The organism is Paenochrobactrum glaciei, assembly GCF_039522165.1.
Classification (GTDB): domain Bacteria; phylum Pseudomonadota; class Alphaproteobacteria; order Rhizobiales; family Rhizobiaceae; genus Paenochrobactrum; species Paenochrobactrum glaciei.
Window position 1 is genome coordinate 13,462 of sequence record NZ_BAAADE010000011.1, and the last position, 18,103, is coordinate 31,564.

An 18,103-nucleotide genomic window follows, 5' to 3' on the forward strand; every position below is an offset into this window, starting at 1 on the left:
CACAGATGATGTGAGAATGATTGCAATGATGACATCTCAACAACATTCAAAGAGTCGCTTTATTCTAGATCATGGTGTTGCCCTGCCATTGATTATTCCTGCGACATTACTGGTTTTCATCTTTCTGGTCGCCCCTTTCGGCTATATGACTTACACAGCTATGACTGACCTCAGTTTTGCCAATGCAAGTCAAAAAGGTTCATTTATCGGTCTGGACAACTTTCGTTATCTTGTCCGCGAAGACGATATTTTCTGGGGCTCGTTCTGGCTTACATTACGGTTTGTTTTTTTCAGCGTACTGATAGAATTTTTGTTGGGGTTTGCGCTGGCATGGACAATTTGGCGCTATATTGAACGTCAACGTTTGCTGGTAACTTTATTGCTCATTCCCATGATGGTAGCGCCCGTTGCTGTAGGCTTAATTTGGCGCTTATTGCTCCAAGGCGACTTCGGGATGATCACACATTACCTTCATCAGCTCGGTTTATTGCCGCAAACTGTTGCCATTTTCTCCACGCCACAATTGGTAATGCCTGCAATCATTGCCATTGATGTCTGGCAATGGACACCGTTTGTAACGCTGATTATTCTCGCTGGATTAATGAGCCTGCCCAAGGCACCTTTTGAGGCAGCCACAATGGACGGTGCGACGCCCCTACGTCAATTTTTTGACATCACATTACCATTGCTTCGTCCGATCATAGCACTGGTATTATTATTACGCGGCATTGATGCATTTAAGGAATTTGACAAGGTATTCATCCTCACAGGTGGTGGTCCGGGTACCGTTTCAGAACTGCTATCCATCTATGCCTATAGAGTGAACTTTAAAAACTGGAACTTAGGATACGGGGCTTCCGTTGCCTTCATGGTTTATCTGGTTGTCCTCATCATGTGTTCCGTCTTTTACAAAGCCATTAACTGGCAATCCAATAAACCAGTCGTAAAGGCTTAGTTGAACAATGAACAAGTCTTGGAAAATTTTTGCTATAGGCGTTTTGCTCTGCTTTGTCGCAATGGCTCTCTTGCCGTATCTATGGATAGTTTTGACTTCCTTTAAGGGGCGTCTCGACATCCTGTCTCCAGATCCAACATGGTTTTTCAAACCGACACTTGCGAACTACCCGGCAGTTTTCATCGATAAAGATTACATGCCGCTTGTGTTTAACTCGCTGATAATTGCAACTTCTACGACAATATTATCAATCGCGATTGGTGCACCGGCAGCATATGTATTTGCTCGTCATGACTTCACCGGCAAAGAAGATCTTTTTTTCTTCTTCTTAACCACCCGTATGGCTCCGCCAATTTCTATCGCGGTTCCGTTATTCATGTTCTTCTCCAATATCGGTCTGACAGATACAATTTTTGCGGTTGTCATAGCGCATACAACATTCAATTTGTCTCTTGTCGTTTGGATGATGCGTGGCTTTTTTGCTGAAATACCGCGTGAGATTGATGAAGCTGCAATGATGGACGGCCGTTCTAAACTCGGTGCTTTCATTCGCGTTATTGTCCCCATGGCAGCTCCTGGTTTGGCAGCAACTGCAGTGCTTTGCTTCATTATGTCCTGGAATGAGTTTCTCTATGCATTCATTCTCGTAGCTTTTGAAGGACGTCCACTCACTGTCGGCATTCCAGGGCTTATCACTCCGCACGGAACGCTTTGGGGCCAAGTTGCAGCTGTTGCTATAGTTGCAACATTACCGATCATTCTGTTCACATTTCTGGTGCAAAAACATCTTGTGCGCGGCCTGACATTTGGCGCGGTAAAAGGCTGATATTACAGCATTTTGGGAGAATTAATCATGACCGTCTCATTCAAAGACGTAACCAAAAAATTCGCCGACGGTACAATTGCGTTGGATGCTTTAAATCTGGAATTTAATCTCGGTGAGTTTATTGTCCTTTTGGGCCCTTCCGGGTCAGGTAAAACAACGGCCTGTCGCTTACTCGCAGGCCTTGAAGCACCATCATCCGGGCAAATAGACGTAAACGGAAAGAACATTACCAACCTGCCACCGCGCATGCGTGAAATGGGAATGGTCTTTCAAAATTATGCACTTTACAGCCATAAAAATATCTATGAAAACATCGCTTACCCACTTCATATCCGTAAGAAATCAAAAGCGGAAATTGAAAAGCGTGTCAGTGATGTAGCTGAATTGTTGCAGATTAAAAAATATCTGCATCGAAAGCCAGGGCAGCTGTCAGGTGGGCAGGCACAACGTGTCGCTGTTGCTCGTGCACTTGTTTGGGAACCCTCAATCTGCCTGATGGACGAACCGCTTTCAAACCTTGACGCTTTATTGCGGTTACATATGCGTACAGAACTGAACCGTCTTCACAGAAGCTTGAAAAAGACATTTGTGTTTGTAACGCACGATCAGGAAGAGGCTATGACGCTAGCCACGCGGATTGCCATTCTGAAAGATGGCAAGCTGGCGCAATTTGACGAACCACGAACGATTTACCGTGAGCCAGCGAACCGCTTTGTGGCCGAATTCATGGGAAGACCAGCCATGAATACTTTTGATGGTATTGTCACCAATGGTATGTTCGAAAGCCGCGACCTTAAATTTCCGGTGGACGCAGTTGACGGGCCTGTTGTTGTGGGAATACGCCCCGAACAAATCCAGATTGGTGCCAAAGATGGCGCCCATCCCATCTCATTAACCTTGGATGTAAAAGAACTGATTGAACCTGATATGCTGTTGATTTTTCAAGTCGACGGCACACAGCTCACTGTACGCACATCTGATGACTATTCTAATTTTGAAGCCGGGCAGACAATAACATTATCCTTTCCCAAACATGCCTTGCACTATTTTGATGCATCGACAGGGAAACGTATCAGATGAGTATATACAATTTTTTCCCGCTCTTTTTTGCGGCTTTTATCTGGTTTGCTTTTTGGAGATTCAATCGATCCCGTGGCTGGTTTTCTGTTGGTGATCTGATTTTCTGGGATGTGATCATATTAATAATTATCCAATTGATTTGGCTGCGTTGGTACTAGTTTTTTTCAAAAATCAACTCTGTTTGATGACATGGGAAGAACGAAACACTGAAAATAAAGCGTGGCCATTTAAATAAATGTGATCCGAAAGGAGCAGTTTGATGTCTGATGCACCGCATTGGAAACGCTTCGATGAATGGGATAGTCGGGCGCTTCATTTTGATCAGTTCTCCGCTGAAGATCCGGAGGCAGGTTTTTCGACTTTTCAAAGTCCTTTCGATCCTGAACCTTCAATAAGGATTGAAAACGGCAAAATCATTGAAGTTGATGGAAAAACCGAGGATCAGTTTGATATTCTGGATGCTTATATTGTAGCTCACCATCTCGATATTGATGTGGCTGACGAAGCAATGGCAATGGATCCGGTTCATATTGCCAGACTGCTTGTTGATATCAATGTTCCACGTGAGGAACTGGAACGACTTGCACGCGGTATGACACCGGCAAAACTGGTTTCTGTTGTTTCATCGATGTCAGCGCTGGAAATTACCTTCGCATATGCCAAAATGCGCCAACGGGAAGCGCCCGGCAATCAGGCTCATGTCACGAATGCGAAGGATGACCCTCTGCAACTTGCTGCGGATAGTGCAATAGCTGTTGCACTTGGCTTTGATGAAATTGAAACAACTATGCGAGTTTCATCAAATTCATGGGCAAATGCAATGGCTTGTGCTGTAGGGGCAGCTGTCGGGCGTGGTGGCGTTCTTTTTCAATGCGCGATTGAGGAAGCAGAAGAATTGCAGATCGGCATGGCCGGCTTCACATCATATGCCGAAACCATATCTGTATATGGAACTGAAAATGCCTTTCTTGATGGCGATGACACTCCCTGGTCAAAAGCATTTTTAACAGCAGCATATGCCTCTCGCGGTATTAAGGCGCGTTGTACGTCAGGTGCAGGTGCGGAATTACTAATGGGGTTTCATGACAAACAATCAGTGCTTTATCTGGAAGCTCGTTGCCTGTGTTTACAACGTGCAATGGGTATTCAAGGCACGCAAAACGGTGGAATTGATGGCGCTCCCATTACCTCGACAATGGCAGGTGGTATGCGGGAGCTTATTGCGGAAAATCTGATTGCAGTTTGGTTAGGACTTGAATGTGCATCAGGGAATGACACAAGGGTCAGTGAATCTGAAATTCGTGTGGGCGCGAAAATTACACCCTATTTACTGGCAGGATCTGATTTGGTCTGCTCCGGCTTTGGATCCATCTGCAAATATGACAACACCTTCAACCCTTCACTGATTAATGGTGAAGAAATTGAAGACTACTTGGCTTTACAGCGCGATTACCAGGTAGATGGCGGCCTGACTCCAATAACAGAACAACAAGCGAGTTCATTACGCATCAGAGCTATTCGTGCAATTACAGCAGTATTTGAAGAGTTAGAGCTGGCAGAGGTTCCGGAAGATTGGATACAATCCGTAGCAGCCTCATCCGGGTCACGCGATACATCAACCTTCCCGACAAACCAAATTAAAAAAATATCAGAAACTATCCAGCGCAAAAAATTAACCGCTGTTGATGTTGTGCGTGCGTTAGCAAAACGTGGTTACATTGAAGAGGCTGAAAATATGCTTCTCATGCTAAGACAACGTATTTCTGGCGATTATCTGCAAACCTCAGGGGTTATTCGTGAAGGAAAAGTAATAAGTGCTTTAAACTCTCCCAACTCATATAGCGGTCCTGGAACCGGTTATAAAATGCCGGCTAAACGCTGGGAAGAAATTAAAGGACTGCGCCATATTCAAACGCGCGATAAAGTTCTTGAACGTGAAAGCCATAATGAAATAGGTGCACCTGAATGGTTGCAAACAACTGGCACGGCCGAAAAAGGCCGTAACCCGCATGAAGTTGTCATTGGTATAAGCCCCGCATTTGGGACGCGTTTGCATACTACGACAGCGGGCCATGAATTAATTGATGTTCTGCTTAGTCTTTGTCAGGGCATTGAGCATGCGGGGGGTGTTCCACGTATAGTACGCCTCAGACACACCGCTGATACTTCATTTTTAGGTCTTTCAGCAGCCTTACTTTCTGGTTCCGGTTACGCAATCGGTATTCAGGCTAAAGGCACAGCAGTCATTCATCAGGCAAACCGTCTGCCACATATGAACCTGGAATTATTTTCGAATGCCCCAGTTACAACTCTCGAGCATTACTATGCCATGGGTCAGAATGCTGCACATTATACTTTCGGGAAATCTCCGGAGCCAATCATTGTACCAGTAGACGGGCGCTCTCTCGCGGCTCGTTATCACGTGCGTGTAGCTATGCTCTATGCCTTGGAAACCGAGATGATCGACCCTGATGCTGAGCCGATGGAATTAGTATTAGCGCTCGGACAAATGCGAGGGAAACATGAATAAGGTTGACGATATTTACCCGGTCTCAGAAAAGTCTCCCGAAAAAGCTGTGTCAGTTTCAGGGCTAGCTTTGCAAGATTTGACACTAGAGGCCATTATGAATGGGCAAATCGGATCAGCAGATATCCGAATTTCAGCTGATGTATTAAAAATTCAGGCAGAGATTGCACAAAAAAGCGGACGCGAGACATTAGCAAAAAACTTTGAGCGCGCAGCTGATCTGGTCGCCGTGCCAGAAGCAATCATTTTACAAACTTACGAAATGCTTCGTCCAGGGCGTGTTCTTAATCCAGAAGAACTGTCCAAAAGAGCCCGTTTTTTACGAGAAAAATACGGCGCCAATGCTATTGCGTCACTCATAGATGAGGCCGTTTTGATTTACAAAAAACGTAGATTATTTCGTAAGCGTTACTAATAATTATAAGAGGTACATGACATGATTTTAATGGGGAAAGTAGCAATCGTAACGGGCGCCGGATCTGGCATTGGACGTGCAGGTGCAACCATCATAGCACGAGAAGGAGCCTATGTTGTTATTACCGATCGTAATCTGACATCTGCTGAGCAAACTGCGGACATGATCAGAAGTACAGGCGGAAAATGTGAAGCTGTTGCGCTTGATGTAACTGATGATAAAGCTATTCAGGCATTAGTCGAAGATGTTGTCACGCGACATGGTAAGATTGATATCCTCCATAATCATGCAGGAATTCAGGTTGCAGGCAGTATTGAAGACGTATCGGCAGAAGATTTTGATAAATCCTGGGCCGTAAATGTTCACGCACAATATGTAGGGTGCAAGGCAGCTATTCCATTTATGAAGAAACAAGGCGGAGGTGTTATTCTTAATACATCATCCAATTCCGGCATGTTCCTTGATCGGGAAATGGTTGCTTATATTACAAGTAAGTCTGCTGTTATTACAATGACCAAACAGATAGCACTCGATGTTGCCCGTTATGGCATTCGGGTAAATGCTTTATGTCCAGGATGGGTTGATACGCCTTTTAATGGCCCATACACAGAGCAACTTGGTGGACGTGAAGCCTTGGAGTTTGCCATATCCAATATCGTTCCAATCGGCCGGTTTGCTACGACTGATGAAATTGCAGAAACAATCCTGTTTCTCGTTTCGGATCGATCATCATATGTAACTGGTCACGCATTAATTGCTGACGGTGGGGAATCCCTTGCCGGAGGTACTAATAGTGGAGATCAACCAAACGCTCTACAATTAAGCCCTGTATGATACTCACTTGTATTAATCTGATTTGATCTGGCACTGCTCCCTTTCCAGTTCTCGGACTTCGGAGCAGTGCAGATTTTTTATGCTCTGTGAAAGAATGCGAGCTCACGTCACTTGTCCTGCTTCAGCAGGTTAAAAAAGCTCTCCCCGACAGAATTGGCGCAACAGTTTCCACAACGATCCACACTGGCTATCAGTGAACATTATTACCCATTCACTGAAATCAAGATTGTTGCGATGATGTCCCTTGCGCGTTCTTAAAACTTAAAAAGCAGATGGAATAAAAGTACGCCACCTGATGCGTTAAATGGCCGATATTCAAGCTTTACGACGACAATCTATTATGCCGTAAGCTAAAACCGAAACCCGCCCACAAAACGTTGCTTTATTTTTGTTATTTTTAAACGGGGAAAGAACTTAAGGCCGCATTAATGCTAAGCCGCCAAATCCTTGTTACTTCCAGCATATCTTTTGCGACATACCTTATTCCTCGTCCATTAATTCTCTCAGTGCCGGGTATATCAGACACAAGTTGTGCTGACAGAGGATCAAAAAAATGCATTTCCAGTTCAATTGGCCCATCTAATTTAACAACTTGCATTTCTTGAATTCGTTCAATTGCCCGTTTAGCACCTTCTTTTATTAACTGTTGGGAAATCGCTGGACTTAGATTTTGTGCAGCTAAACGGCTGATCGCTCGTTTCGTCGTGACCCGCTCTGTCCATGGATATGTCTGTGCAATATTATCCGTTAAAGTGTCATCGCCTGAAACAAAAGCTAATGGGACACCAAAGTGACCGGCAACTGCGGTATTGAAATCTACTTCATTGACAGATTTGCCATTCAGACGGACTTCATACGCAATGCGACTAACATGTGTATGGGACAAGACACCAAGGGCATCACCGGCCTGCGCATGATATCCAAGCATTAAAGCCGCAGCACAGGAACCATCTATACCTTGCATCTGGAATAAAGGTCGAGGAATTCCACTGACAAGTTGCGCTACCGGATGAAGTTCATGCGGAATTATATTGCGCATAAAACCATGTGCATCCGTAACAACAATCTCAGTCGCACCAGCTTCCAAAATACCTTCAATGGAAGCATTAATTTCAGCAGTTAACCATTTACGTGCCATCTCATATTCTATTCCTTCCATTTTTACCTGGTCGGTATGGGTAACGCCTGCCACCCCTTCCATATCTGCGGTAATGAATATTTTCACTGTCGAGCCCTCGATCACAGTACAATCGAAATTGTAAAAATAGGCGGGGCTGAAGATAAATAATAAGAGGTTATCTACTTCAACACCCACCTGAATTCAGATCTTATTTTGATTTAAAATGTTCGGTATCTGGCGCTAAATTGATACCTGGCTTGGCTATCATGTTGCGTTCCAGCCCCCATTTTTTCATGATGCTCGCATAAGTGCCATTGTTATTCAGCTCCTCGAATGCGGCCAAAATCGCTTTACTGGTGTTTGATCCCGCAGGTGCAATACTTCCCTGATAAATATCACCAAATCCGTTTGGAAGATTTGCGGCGGCTAAATCAAGTACGCCTGATGATTGATCTACGAAATATGTCAACGGTGCCTGGCCCGAAAAGAAACCATCCGAGCGCTTTGAACGAACGGCAAGAATTGCTGAATTCTGATCGGGGAACGACTGCACTTCCACTGGTTTGCCATCTTTGGCACATGCGGAAGCTTTCTCTTTTAAAACTCGTTCCGCTGAACCCGCTGCCATAACCGCAATCGTCAAACCGCAAACATCATCCAAACTTTGAATGTTTTTGGGGTTACCTTTTTGGACAGCAAAAGCGACATATTCCTGAACCCAATCGATGAAGTCAATTTTACCGCGACGATCTGGAAAGTCACCTGTCGGTCCAATGGACATATCGTAACGACCTGCATCAAAACCGGCTAGCATAGCACCCAAGCCGGCAACGGTTTGGTGCTGCACTTCAAGACCAAAAAGTTGACCGATAGCGATAGCCAGATCATTGCTGGCTCCATCTAATTTATCAGGACCGAGAACGATTTGATATGGTGGATAAGAACCACTGTTTACAGCAACAATATAACCACGCTCACGAATGTTATCCGGCAATATTGCTCTTATGCTTTCATTTACGTTTTGAGTAGGCACTTCTTGAGTAAGTGCCGAAGATGATGTGAGCGCAGTTATGGCAACAGTCGCTACAAAAGCAGTGTATTTTATCGTTTTCTTCAACATGGCATATTCCCCTTTATTTTGAATTCAAATGAACCTGTTTAAGAATGCTTTTGTTCTTTCTTGTTTCGGTGAAACAAGAATTTCATTCGGCGGGCCTTGTTCGATAATTTTGCCGTAATCCATAAAGACAACGCGATCCGCGGCTTCTTTTGCAAAACCTATTTCATGCGTTACAACGATCATTGTGAGACCTTGCGCGGCGAGGTTTTTCATTACGGCTAGAACTTCTCCCACCAGTTCAGGATCAAGCGCGGAGGTAGGCTCATCAAACAGCATCAACTTTGGCTTAATAGCCAAAGCACGCGCGATAGCCACACGTTGTTGCTGCCCGCCTGAAAGCTGGCGCGGATAGGAGTTTGCCTTTTCAACAAGTCCAATTCGCTCAAGAAGTTCATAGGCATAGGCTTCAGCATGTTGACGTTTTTCACCGTGAACACCTACCGGAGCCTCAATAATATTCTGCATTACCGTTAAGTGCGGATACAGATTGAACTGCTGGAAAACCATGCCGATATTCTTACGTTGCTGGGCAAGAACAGAGGGCGTTGCATGAAAAAGCTTGTTACCTTTTAATTGATAACCAATTTGATCCTCACCAACCATGATGGATCCGGCTTGCATCGTTTCCAGATGATTAATACATCGCAAGAATGTCGACTTTCCGGAGCCTGAAGGGCCAAGAATGACGATTGTTTCGCCTTTATGGACATCCAGATCAATCCCTTTCAGGACTTCATGCTCGCCGTAGGATTTATGCACATTGTGAGCACGCACAAGAATAGAAGCTTCCGTATCATGACGCGTTGTTGACTGGTTCATTGTGCGTCCTCTACCGGCTTGGCAATATTTATCGCTGGGCTCGTTTCACTCATGCGTTGCCCCCGCGCATAATAACGCTCGATAAAGGACTGTCCGATATTGAGGATCGAGGTAATGATCAGATACCAGATGACTGCAACCATCAGCAGCGGGATAATTTCAAAGGTTCGGTTATAAACAGCCTGCACAGAATAGAGCAGATCATTCATCGCGATGATGCTGACCAGTGATGTGCCCTTAATCATACTGATAAGTTGATTGCCAGTCGGAGGAACGATTGATCGCATTGCTTGCGGAATGATGATGCGCCAGAGTGCACGCGTTCGTGTCATACCAAAGGCTTGTGCGGTTTCACTTTGGCCAGGATCCACAGACAAAAGACCACCGCGAATAATCTCAGCCATATATGCTGCTTCATTAAGTGCAAGACCGACAATAGCTGCAGTTAATGGCGTAATGATAGAATTTGTTTCCCAGCTGATCAATGTGGGTCCAAATGGAATACTGATTGTAATATATGGAAAGATAGTCGCCATATTGTACCAAAAAATCAGCTGGACAAGCATAGGTGTCCCGCGGAAAAACCAGATGTAAATAGCTGCTCCAGAGGAGGCTATATGGCTTTTTGATAAGCGGCATACGGCTAAAACAAGACCAATGATTGTGCCTACGACCATGGCAACAACTGTTAGCCCTAAGGTTACATAAAGTCCGTTGATGACAGTTTCATCAAAGAACCACTTAAAGACAACATCCCATTGAAATGTATCATTATTAATCACCAGCCATAGAAATTGTATGACGAAAGCAACAATAATAATACTCAGTGACCAGTGTAGATAATTAATTGGTGTTATTGCCTGTGACACATCTCTGAGGGTGTTCGTAGGTATATTGGATTGTTTATTTGGTGATGCCGCCATTTTGGTCACGATCGATCCTTCCCGTTCGAGTGTGGCCTTTATCGTTCAGATTTTCTGAATGATAGATCCAATTAAACGGTATTAAGGATGGGTTTAAAAAGACCGAAAGTTTATGGATTACATAGATAAAGACTATAGTTGCACTCATTTTGTGAAATGCCGTTGTGTGAACAGGCAGCTCTTGCTTTTTAATATCGTTCCAAGCACTTTAATAAATACGAGTACCTGATTATTCAGGAGCATGAGGAGGAATTTATGAGTGCGCTTGCATCGCTAGGAGCTATGAGCCTACGTCAGCTTGAGGTTTTTTATGCCGTCATAGATGCAGGAAGTATAACGGCAGCAGCAGAAAACCTACATATTTCTCAACCTACCGTAAGCACCATGATAAAGCGTATTGAAGATCAATTGGGGCTTGCTCTTTTTAGAAAAGAACGTGGGCGGTTAATACCTACCAATGAGGGCCGTTTATTATTTGAGACATTGCATCGTAATTTTCGCTGTTTTGAATCAATTGCCAATACAATTTCAATGCTTCAAAAAGATATTTCACAAAGAATGAGCATTGCGACGATTCAGCCTCTTGGGAACGGGATCGTATCTTCTGCGTTGAAGTTATTTTTGGAAGAGCGGCCGGATGCCCATGTTCAACTTTTAATTCGGCCCCGAAAGGATGTTTATACGGCTGTCGCAGCAGAGGGGGCAGATCTGGGCATTTCATTTCAGACTGGTGAAGCCGAACGTGAAGGTCTTACAGTTGAACATGTGAGTTCTGGGCGGTTATTTTGCATTATGCCGCATGGGCATCCGCTTGAGGAAAAGTCGATAATTACTCATGATGACATGATAAATTATCCGATTGTATCATTTCCTCCCGGGCATCAATGGCTACTAACCCAGTTTGAAAAGGTCATAGATAAAAGTAAACCGCGGCGCGAACCAATATTAACCGTTGAAAGTGTAATGTCTATTTACCCTCATGTGGAAAAAGGCATTGGTATCGGTCTTGTGGATGAGTTTTCTTTAAGAAGCAATTATACAGAGCGACTATCATATCGTCCGTTTGAACCTGTCATCAATGTGGCAGTTGATTTTATTTACCCTAATAGGCGTGCATCTGAACTGACAAAAGCGTTTGCCAGACATTTCAATTCAGTCTGTAAAAGTATTGGCCATTCTTGATGGTGAAAACGCGGGGCTTATCGCCCCGCAGCTTTCAAAAAAGCTTCAAAATCAGCAAATAATTTTAAAGGATCGGCAGGCTTTTGAACAATACCCTGCGCGTATTGTTCATGACACATAACCGCCAGCATTTTTTTATGCGCGTCCTGATGACAGCCAAATGGCGGTGTATCTTCAGGAAAATCTTTTATCATACTTTCTATTTCAGCAATCTGCCAAGGTGAAGCCTCACCAAAGTTTTTCGCTTTTTTCCACCAATCTTGCCAGGATGCCTGAAGTGCATCATAGACAGCCAAAACCACACCTGGGTTTTGTTCAGCATATGATCGTTCAAAAGCAATGATATGGAAGGCTGGATAGACACCAGTTCGACGATGATAAAGTGTTTCTGCACTTCTGAAGTCTCGAACAAGTCTGCGGAACTCACTACCAATCTCATAGACTGACGGTGGCATAAAAGCTGTTGTTACCGCATCAATTTTGCCAAGCCGTAATTCTTCCATCAAGGTTTGTTCTTCTGAGAGAAAAAGTGAGCCTTCCGGTGGCACTACATCGAATGATGTTTTCGGTTTCATTTTAATGTCTTGGTCAACATGTCCGATAACCCATTGAACATCGCCAATGTCAACGCCGGCTTCACGAAGGGCTGCGCGTGCCCACATGGTTCCAGAGTCACTCCAAGAATTAGTGCCGATACGTTTTCCTTTCAGATCAGCGAGGTTTTCGAGAGGAGAATCCCGATGCGCAATATAATTGCGGTGACGAAAACCGCGAAGTACATAAGCCGGAATACCAATCAAACGCTGATCATCATTGGCACAGGCCATAACATACCGATTAAATGAGACTTCAGCAGCGTGAATATCGGCAGGAAACTCGTTCGACAGTGCAGCATTGAACTTTACATTAATCTTTAGATTTGGTGTATCAACGGCACCAATAATAAGCGGACAAAACTGATCATAAGCGCGTAAGATCATATTGACAGTTGTAATGCTCAAAGTTCTCTCCAATTTTCAATGGTTGGAAATTGTTTTCAAGAGTTTGTCGTCAATCAAACAGATGCCTGAAATCTGGCTACATCATTCAAACATGCATCACGTAAACGACTGGCATCACTTCCTGTCGAAATCATATGATATCCGGCATCATAAACCTCTTTCAACGAAACGCCGGGCCTTAGAATTGAACCGATTGGCATGTTCGCATTTTTGCAAACTGTCTCGACATTTTTTATCATTGTAAGCAGTTCAGGATGGTTCATATTACCCATGACTCCAGCAGATGCGGACAAGTCATAAGGCCCGACAAATAACATATCCACGCCTTCTACTGCTGCAATTTCAGCTGCATTCTTTACACCGTCGACAGTTTCAATCTGACAGATTACCAGAGTGTTTTCATGGGCTGACTGCGCATAGAGTTCAGCATCAGCTCCAAAGCCTGAAGCTCTAATAGTGCCAGGCGCAGCACCGCGTGAGCCAAAGTTAGGATAATAACAAGCCTGTACAATAGCTTTAGCCTGCTCTGCCGTATTAACACTTGGTATCATCACACCTTCGGCACCCAAATCTAAAACACGCCGTATATATGCAGTGTCATGGCTAGGTACGCGAACAAGCCCAGCAGTGGCGGACGGGGCAATTGCTTGCAACTGCTGCCCTAAAGTCATCAGATCACCACATCCATGCTCATGATCAATTATGATAAAATCAAAACCGGCATGCGCGATAACTTCAGTTGCGAAAGCGCTTGCAAGCACACTCCAGCTTCCAAATACTTTCTCATTATTTTGCAATCGTTTTTTTAAGAGCTTAGGGCGATACACTATGACTTACTCCTAGAGTTTGAATATTATGATTTTCAAAAGCTTAATGAGTGTCACAGACTATCAATCTATGAATTTATAGAAATTGAAATAATGTTAGAACAACATAAGTGCGAGCTATGTGAATACCCCTACGTTTATAAACCTTGTTACTGAAAAAGAGATAATTTCATTAATGATTTCAACATAGATGCAATTTAACAAATCACTGAGCGCGGTCATTGCGGGATAGTTTAGTATATATAAATTAGCGCTATTAAAAAGAATTTTGAACGGAACTACCCCATTAGCTTCCTGTCAAAAATAACAGAGAAAATATTCCTGCGCGTATCAGTCGGGCTTGAAAAATGGTAAGAAAAAAGGCCACTCAATTGAGTGGCCTTTTGATATAATTTAAGCTTTTTTCTTCGCTATGAAGAAGTAAATCACCGCAAGTAATGCAAACCACACTGGTGTAATCAGCAATGCCTGCGCCGTATCAGCCTGTTGGGCAAGAGCCCAGAGAATGAAGGCAAAGAATGCAAACACCATTACCACAGCAGCATAGCCACCCGGCATTTTGAACTTTGATTTTGCGTGAAGATCAGGACGCTTACGGCGATACTGCACGTAAGATGCCAGAATGATCGACCAGACAAAGATAAATAACAAAGCCGAAATTGTCGTTACAATAGTGAAGGCTTCAATAATGCTCTGTCCTGCATAAAGCAGCACCACGCCTGCCAAGAGGAATGTGCAGGAGAAAAACAGCGCATTAACCGGCACTTTGCGATGGTTCAGTTTACCCAGTGTTTTTGGTGCCAATGCATGGCTGGCGAGACCAAAAATCATTCGCGATGTTGAATAAATTCCGGAATTTGCACTGGAAGTTGCAGAGGTCAGCACAACAAAATTTACCACATGGGCGGCAATGCCAAGCCCCGCCAAGGAAAACATAGCGACGAACGGGCTGCTGCTTGGGTCAACCTGGTTCCACGGCATCACAGTCATAATGACAAAGAGTGAGCCCAAATAAAACAGGACGATACGCACAGGGATCGAATTGATCGCCTTTGGCAAATTGCGCTCAGGATTTTCTGTTTCGGCAGCGGCAGTACCCACCAGCTCAATGCCAACGAAGGCAAAAACAGCAATCTGAAAACCTGCAACAAAACCGAAAAAACCATTCGGGAAGAAACCGCCCTGATCCCATAAATGGGTAATCGAAGCCTTCGTTCCATTTGGTGATATATAGCCGGATGTCAGCATGACAACGCCGGTAATAATCAATGCAATAATTGCGATGATTTTAATCAGCGCAAACCAAAATTCAATTTCACCAAAGTTGCGCACATTTGGCAGGTTCAATGCGACCAGAGCTATAATCAAGCCAAGGGCGGGTATCCATAAGGCCAGTTCCGGGAACCAAAAAGACATATAACCTGCAACAGCGACAACGTCGGCGATACCAGTTACAATCCAGCAGAGCCAATAGGTCCAACCCGTAAAAAACTGTGCCCAAGGCCCCAGATAATCACCGGCAAAATCAGCAAATGAGCGATAGTTCAGATTGGACAGCAATAATTCGCCCAATGCACGCATGACAAAGAACAGCATGAAGCCGATAATCGCATAAACCAACAGGATCGAAGGGCCTGCGAGCGAAATGGTTTTTCCCGACCCCATGAAAAGGCCGGTTCCAATTGCGCCGCCGATAGCGATCAACTGCAGATGTCGATTTTTCAGATTTCGTGCCAGATGCACTTCTGGCTCTTGGGAATGAGAGCGAGAGTCTCCTGATGCAGTATTCATTCGGTATGCCTCACAATTCATTTACCAGAATATTTCCACTCCAAAATCCAAGAAATATTCCGTTTGTTTTTTGCAAGCCGGTGAAAGATGATTCCTTCGCACAGACAAACACCTCAGTGCGATTACTCCTATGTGCTGGCGAGTTAAAGAAAATTTGCATGAAGCTAGACCAATGTCGCATAATGCTTGCGCGTGATTTGTATTCCTAGCTTTGACAAATAGCCATTTTTTGATGCCCAAATCATATCCCTCACAGCCAATGAAGGATATGATTTGAAGAGACATTCAGGCGTTTACGTACGGATCAGTTTACTTGCATAAACAAGACCAAATCCCATCAAAGCCAGCAATGCACCTGCGATAGAAACAGCCGCATAGTCAAAGCCTAGGCTTATAACCCCTGCCCCAATAAATGCACCCAAAGCATTGCCAAGGTTAAAAGCACCAACATTAATTGATGATGCAAGGCCCGGTGCCTCAGCTGCGGCCGACATCACGCGCATTTGCACAGGCGGCACAACTGCAAATGCGGCAGCCCCCCAGAATAACAGTCCAAGGACTGCGCCCGTATGGGTCGTTAAAGCAAAAGGCATCACAAACATAATCAATGCCAAAGCAATGAGAAAAATTTTGGTGGCACCATCCAGTGACCAGTCTGCTAAGCGTCCGCCGAGCCAATTACCAATCGTAAAGCCAACGCCAATCAAAGCTAGGCTGATGGTAACAAATTGACCGGATGCGCCAGTCAATGTTTCCAAGGCAGGAGCAATATACGTATATAGTGTAAACATCGCCGCTGCCCCCATAACGGTTGTAGCCATTGCAAGTAACACAGCCGGTCGGGTCAAAACCTTAAATTCCGCACGCACATTTGGCATCGTTCCGCGCTCGCCCTTCGGAAGAGCAAATGAAAGTGCAAGAATTGCTATAATGCCGATGGCAGCTGTGCCAACAAAAGCCATCCGCCAGCCAACTTGCTGACCAAGCCATGTCGCCGTTGGAACACCACCGATATTAGCAATTGTGAGCCCCATAAAGACGGCAGCAACAGCACTGGCCTGCTTTTCTTTCGGCACCAAGCTGGCTGCAACAACAGTGCCAAGTCCAAAAAAAGCCCCATGATTAAGACTGGTTAGCAATCTGGCAAACAGCAGCGAATAATATCCCGGTGCCATAGCCGACATTAAATTACCAATGGTAAAAATAATCATCAGAAAAATGAGTGCTGTGCGCTTACCAAAACGGCTAAAAGCTAGCGTCATAAAGGGGGCGCCAATCAAAACCCCCATAGCATAGGCACTCACTAATAATCCTGCTTTGGGGATTGAAACATCAACACCTTCGGCGATGACAGACAGCAAACCCATTGGTGAAAATTCAGTGGTGCCGATGCCAAATGCACCAATCGAAAGTGCAAGCAATGCCAGACGGGTAGAATACGGTTTAACGGCCACCGAGCCGATTGTCGGAGCGTCAACGCTCATGTTCATAGCTCTATCTACTTTGTGTTATTGATTTTTTGACTATCGTTCTTGGCAGCGCACTGATGGCTTGCGCTGCTTCTGTTATGACTGCTTGCATAAAATAATTCCTAATGTCCTGCATGAGCGAAACCATGTGCTCCGCGTCAATCTTTTTGCGTTGCACATCAAATAAAGTGTGAAAGAGGACTTGATAATCAGCCGGTTTTCCATTTCATCTGTGAAACAAAGTCACAAATGAGATCATCATGGACAATCGCACCGGAGAAATGCAGGTGTTCCTGCGCGTCGTGGAAACAGGCAGCTTCTCAGAGGCTGCACGTTTAATGCGTATGGCACCCTCAACCATCAGCAAATTAATCGCACGTATGGAAACACGTTTAGGTGTACGCTTGATTGAGCGTTCAACCCGTCGTTTATCCCTCACAAGCGAGGGACGATTTTATTACGAGCGCGGCCTGCAATTATTGCAGGAAATAGATCAAATCGAACAAGAACTGTCACAAGGCGCAACAACGGCAAGTGGTATTGTTCGGGTCAATGTCTCTGTGGGCTTGGGTGTGCTTGCATTGGAGCCACTCTTGCCAGCCTTTTGGGAAGCTTATCCCAATATTGGTGTTGACCTTTCACTGTCTGATGAAATCGTTGACCTTTATCTTGATCGCACAGATGTGGCTATCCGAATTGCCATACTTCCGGATTCAGGTCTGACCACACGAAAAATAGGGGTAACGCAGCGAAAAATTGTCGCCTCACCTGCTTATCTTGAGCGCTGTGGCACACCGAAAACCATTGAGGATTTAGTGCACCACAATTGCATAGGCTTCAGCTTTCGTCGTGCTTTACCCGTTTGGCCAACAAAAGAAAACGGACGAATTACGGATCGCCTAGTGAAGGGAACATTGCTTGCCAATAATGGTGAAACGGTCAGACGCATGACATTGGCCGGTGTTGGGCTGGCACGAATGGGCGATTTTCACGTCAGAGATGACCTTGCCGCCGGACGGCTTGTCGAAGTGCTGTCGGATGTTATTAAACGCGATGAAGAAGAAATCCACGCTGTGTTTTTGGGAGGGCAACATATGCCTCACCGTGTGCGCCTATTTCTTGATTTCATTGTGCCGAAACTACAAAGCTTCCTCAATGGAGCGCCTTCACCGACACGATAAATTCAAGCACATTTATGCAATATCAGGCACAAG

16 protein-coding genes are annotated in these 18,103 nt (G+C 44.7%); 8 read left to right on the forward strand and 8 right to left on the reverse strand.

The features are described 5' to 3' along the window. Nucleotides 1–16 precede the first annotated feature (16 nt). The 6 genes from ABDZ76_RS15780 (at nt 17) to ABDZ76_RS15805 (ending at nt 6,637) form a co-directional block, all read left to right on the forward strand. Entirely contained in the window at nt 17–955 is a 939-nt protein-coding gene (locus ABDZ76_RS15780) for a carbohydrate ABC transporter permease (protein WP_343807659.1), read from the forward strand. 91 nt (nt 956–1,046) lie between these two features. Continuing rightward, entirely contained in the window at nt 1,047–1,781 is a 735-nt protein-coding gene (locus tag ABDZ76_RS15785) for a carbohydrate ABC transporter permease (RefSeq protein WP_343807662.1), read from the forward strand. A 12-nt stretch (nt 1,782–1,793) separates the two neighbouring features. Continuing rightward, nucleotides 1,794–2,861: an ABC transporter ATP-binding protein gene (locus ABDZ76_RS15790; protein WP_343807666.1), complete on the forward strand. Its 1,068-nt coding sequence runs from the start codon at nt 1,794–1,796 to the stop codon at nt 2,859–2,861. A 259-nt stretch (nt 2,862–3,120) separates the two neighbouring features. Beyond that, a complete protein-coding gene (locus ABDZ76_RS15795) occupies nt 3,121–5,391 on the forward strand; it encodes a propanediol/glycerol family dehydratase large subunit (RefSeq protein ID WP_343807669.1) in 2,271 nt (756 codons plus the stop codon). Beyond that, the gene (locus ABDZ76_RS15800; protein WP_343807672.1) at nt 5,384–5,803 is read left to right on the forward strand and encodes a diol dehydratase small subunit; all 420 of its coding nucleotides are present in this window, start codon (nt 5,384–5,386) and stop codon (nt 5,801–5,803) included. The genes ABDZ76_RS15795 and ABDZ76_RS15800 overlap by 8 nt, the downstream gene beginning before the upstream one ends. Before the next feature lie 21 nt (nt 5,804–5,824). Then, on the forward strand, nt 5,825–6,637 hold the full coding sequence (locus ABDZ76_RS15805; protein ID WP_343807675.1) for an SDR family NAD(P)-dependent oxidoreductase: 813 nt from the start codon (nt 5,825–5,827) through the stop codon (nt 6,635–6,637). A gap of 397 nt (nt 6,638–7,034) precedes the next feature. On the opposite strand, the gene ABDZ76_RS15810 is transcribed toward ABDZ76_RS15805, so the two are convergent. The 4 genes from ABDZ76_RS15810 to ABDZ76_RS15825 are packed head-to-tail and all read right to left on the reverse strand — an operon-like array spanning nt 7,035 to nt 10,619. Beyond that, nucleotides 7,035–7,952 carry a M55 family metallopeptidase gene (locus tag ABDZ76_RS15810; protein ID WP_343807678.1) on the reverse strand — a complete coding sequence of 306 codons (918 nt, stop codon included), beginning with the start codon at nt 7,950–7,952 and terminating at the stop codon, nt 7,035–7,037. A 13-nt stretch (nt 7,953–7,965) separates the two neighbouring features. Continuing rightward, nucleotides 7,966–8,877 (reverse strand): ABC transporter substrate-binding protein, encoded by a 912-nt coding sequence (locus ABDZ76_RS15815; RefSeq protein WP_343807681.1) that lies wholly within the window; start codon nt 8,875–8,877, stop codon nt 7,966–7,968. Between the two features lie 24 nt (nt 8,878–8,901). Continuing rightward, the gene (locus tag ABDZ76_RS15820) at nt 8,902–9,696 is read right to left on the reverse strand and encodes an amino acid ABC transporter ATP-binding protein (protein ID WP_343807684.1); all 795 of its coding nucleotides are present in this window, start codon (nt 9,694–9,696) and stop codon (nt 8,902–8,904) included. Then, a complete protein-coding gene (locus ABDZ76_RS15825; protein WP_343807823.1) occupies nt 9,693–10,619 on the reverse strand; it encodes an amino acid ABC transporter permease in 927 nt (308 codons plus the stop codon). Before ABDZ76_RS15825 ends, ABDZ76_RS15820 begins: the two co-directional genes overlap by 4 nt. 255 nt (nt 10,620–10,874) lie before the next feature. Between ABDZ76_RS15825 and ABDZ76_RS15830 the strand changes: the two genes are divergently transcribed. After that, nucleotides 10,875–11,801, forward strand: a complete 927-nt coding sequence (locus ABDZ76_RS15830) for a LysR family transcriptional regulator (RefSeq protein WP_343807687.1) — start codon at nt 10,875–10,877, stop codon at nt 11,799–11,801. Nucleotides 11,802–11,818: 17 nt separating this feature from the next. On the opposite strand, the gene ABDZ76_RS15835 is transcribed toward ABDZ76_RS15830, so the two are convergent. The 4 genes from ABDZ76_RS15835 to ABDZ76_RS15850 form a co-directional block, all read right to left on the reverse strand. After that, nucleotides 11,819–12,802, reverse strand: a complete 984-nt coding sequence (locus ABDZ76_RS15835; protein WP_343807690.1) for an ABC transporter substrate-binding protein — start codon at nt 12,800–12,802, stop codon at nt 11,819–11,821. A 53-nt stretch (nt 12,803–12,855) separates the two neighbouring features. Beyond that, the gene (locus tag ABDZ76_RS15840) at nt 12,856–13,629 is read right to left on the reverse strand and encodes an HpcH/HpaI aldolase family protein (protein ID WP_343807693.1); all 774 of its coding nucleotides are present in this window, start codon (nt 13,627–13,629) and stop codon (nt 12,856–12,858) included. 393 nt (nt 13,630–14,022) lie between these two features. Then, nucleotides 14,023–15,420, reverse strand: a complete 1,398-nt coding sequence (locus tag ABDZ76_RS15845; RefSeq protein WP_343807696.1) for an amino acid permease — start codon at nt 15,418–15,420, stop codon at nt 14,023–14,025. A gap of 293 nt (nt 15,421–15,713) precedes the next feature. Next, nucleotides 15,714–16,904, reverse strand: coding sequence for an MFS transporter (locus ABDZ76_RS15850; protein WP_343807699.1), 1,191 nt, complete (start codon nt 16,902–16,904; stop codon nt 15,714–15,716). A 245-nt stretch (nt 16,905–17,149) separates the two neighbouring features. Between ABDZ76_RS15850 and ABDZ76_RS15855 the strand changes: the two genes are divergently transcribed. After that, nucleotides 17,150–18,070 (forward strand): LysR family transcriptional regulator, encoded by a 921-nt coding sequence (locus ABDZ76_RS15855; protein ID WP_343807702.1) that lies wholly within the window; start codon nt 17,150–17,152, stop codon nt 18,068–18,070. Nucleotides 18,071–18,103 lie beyond the last annotated feature (33 nt).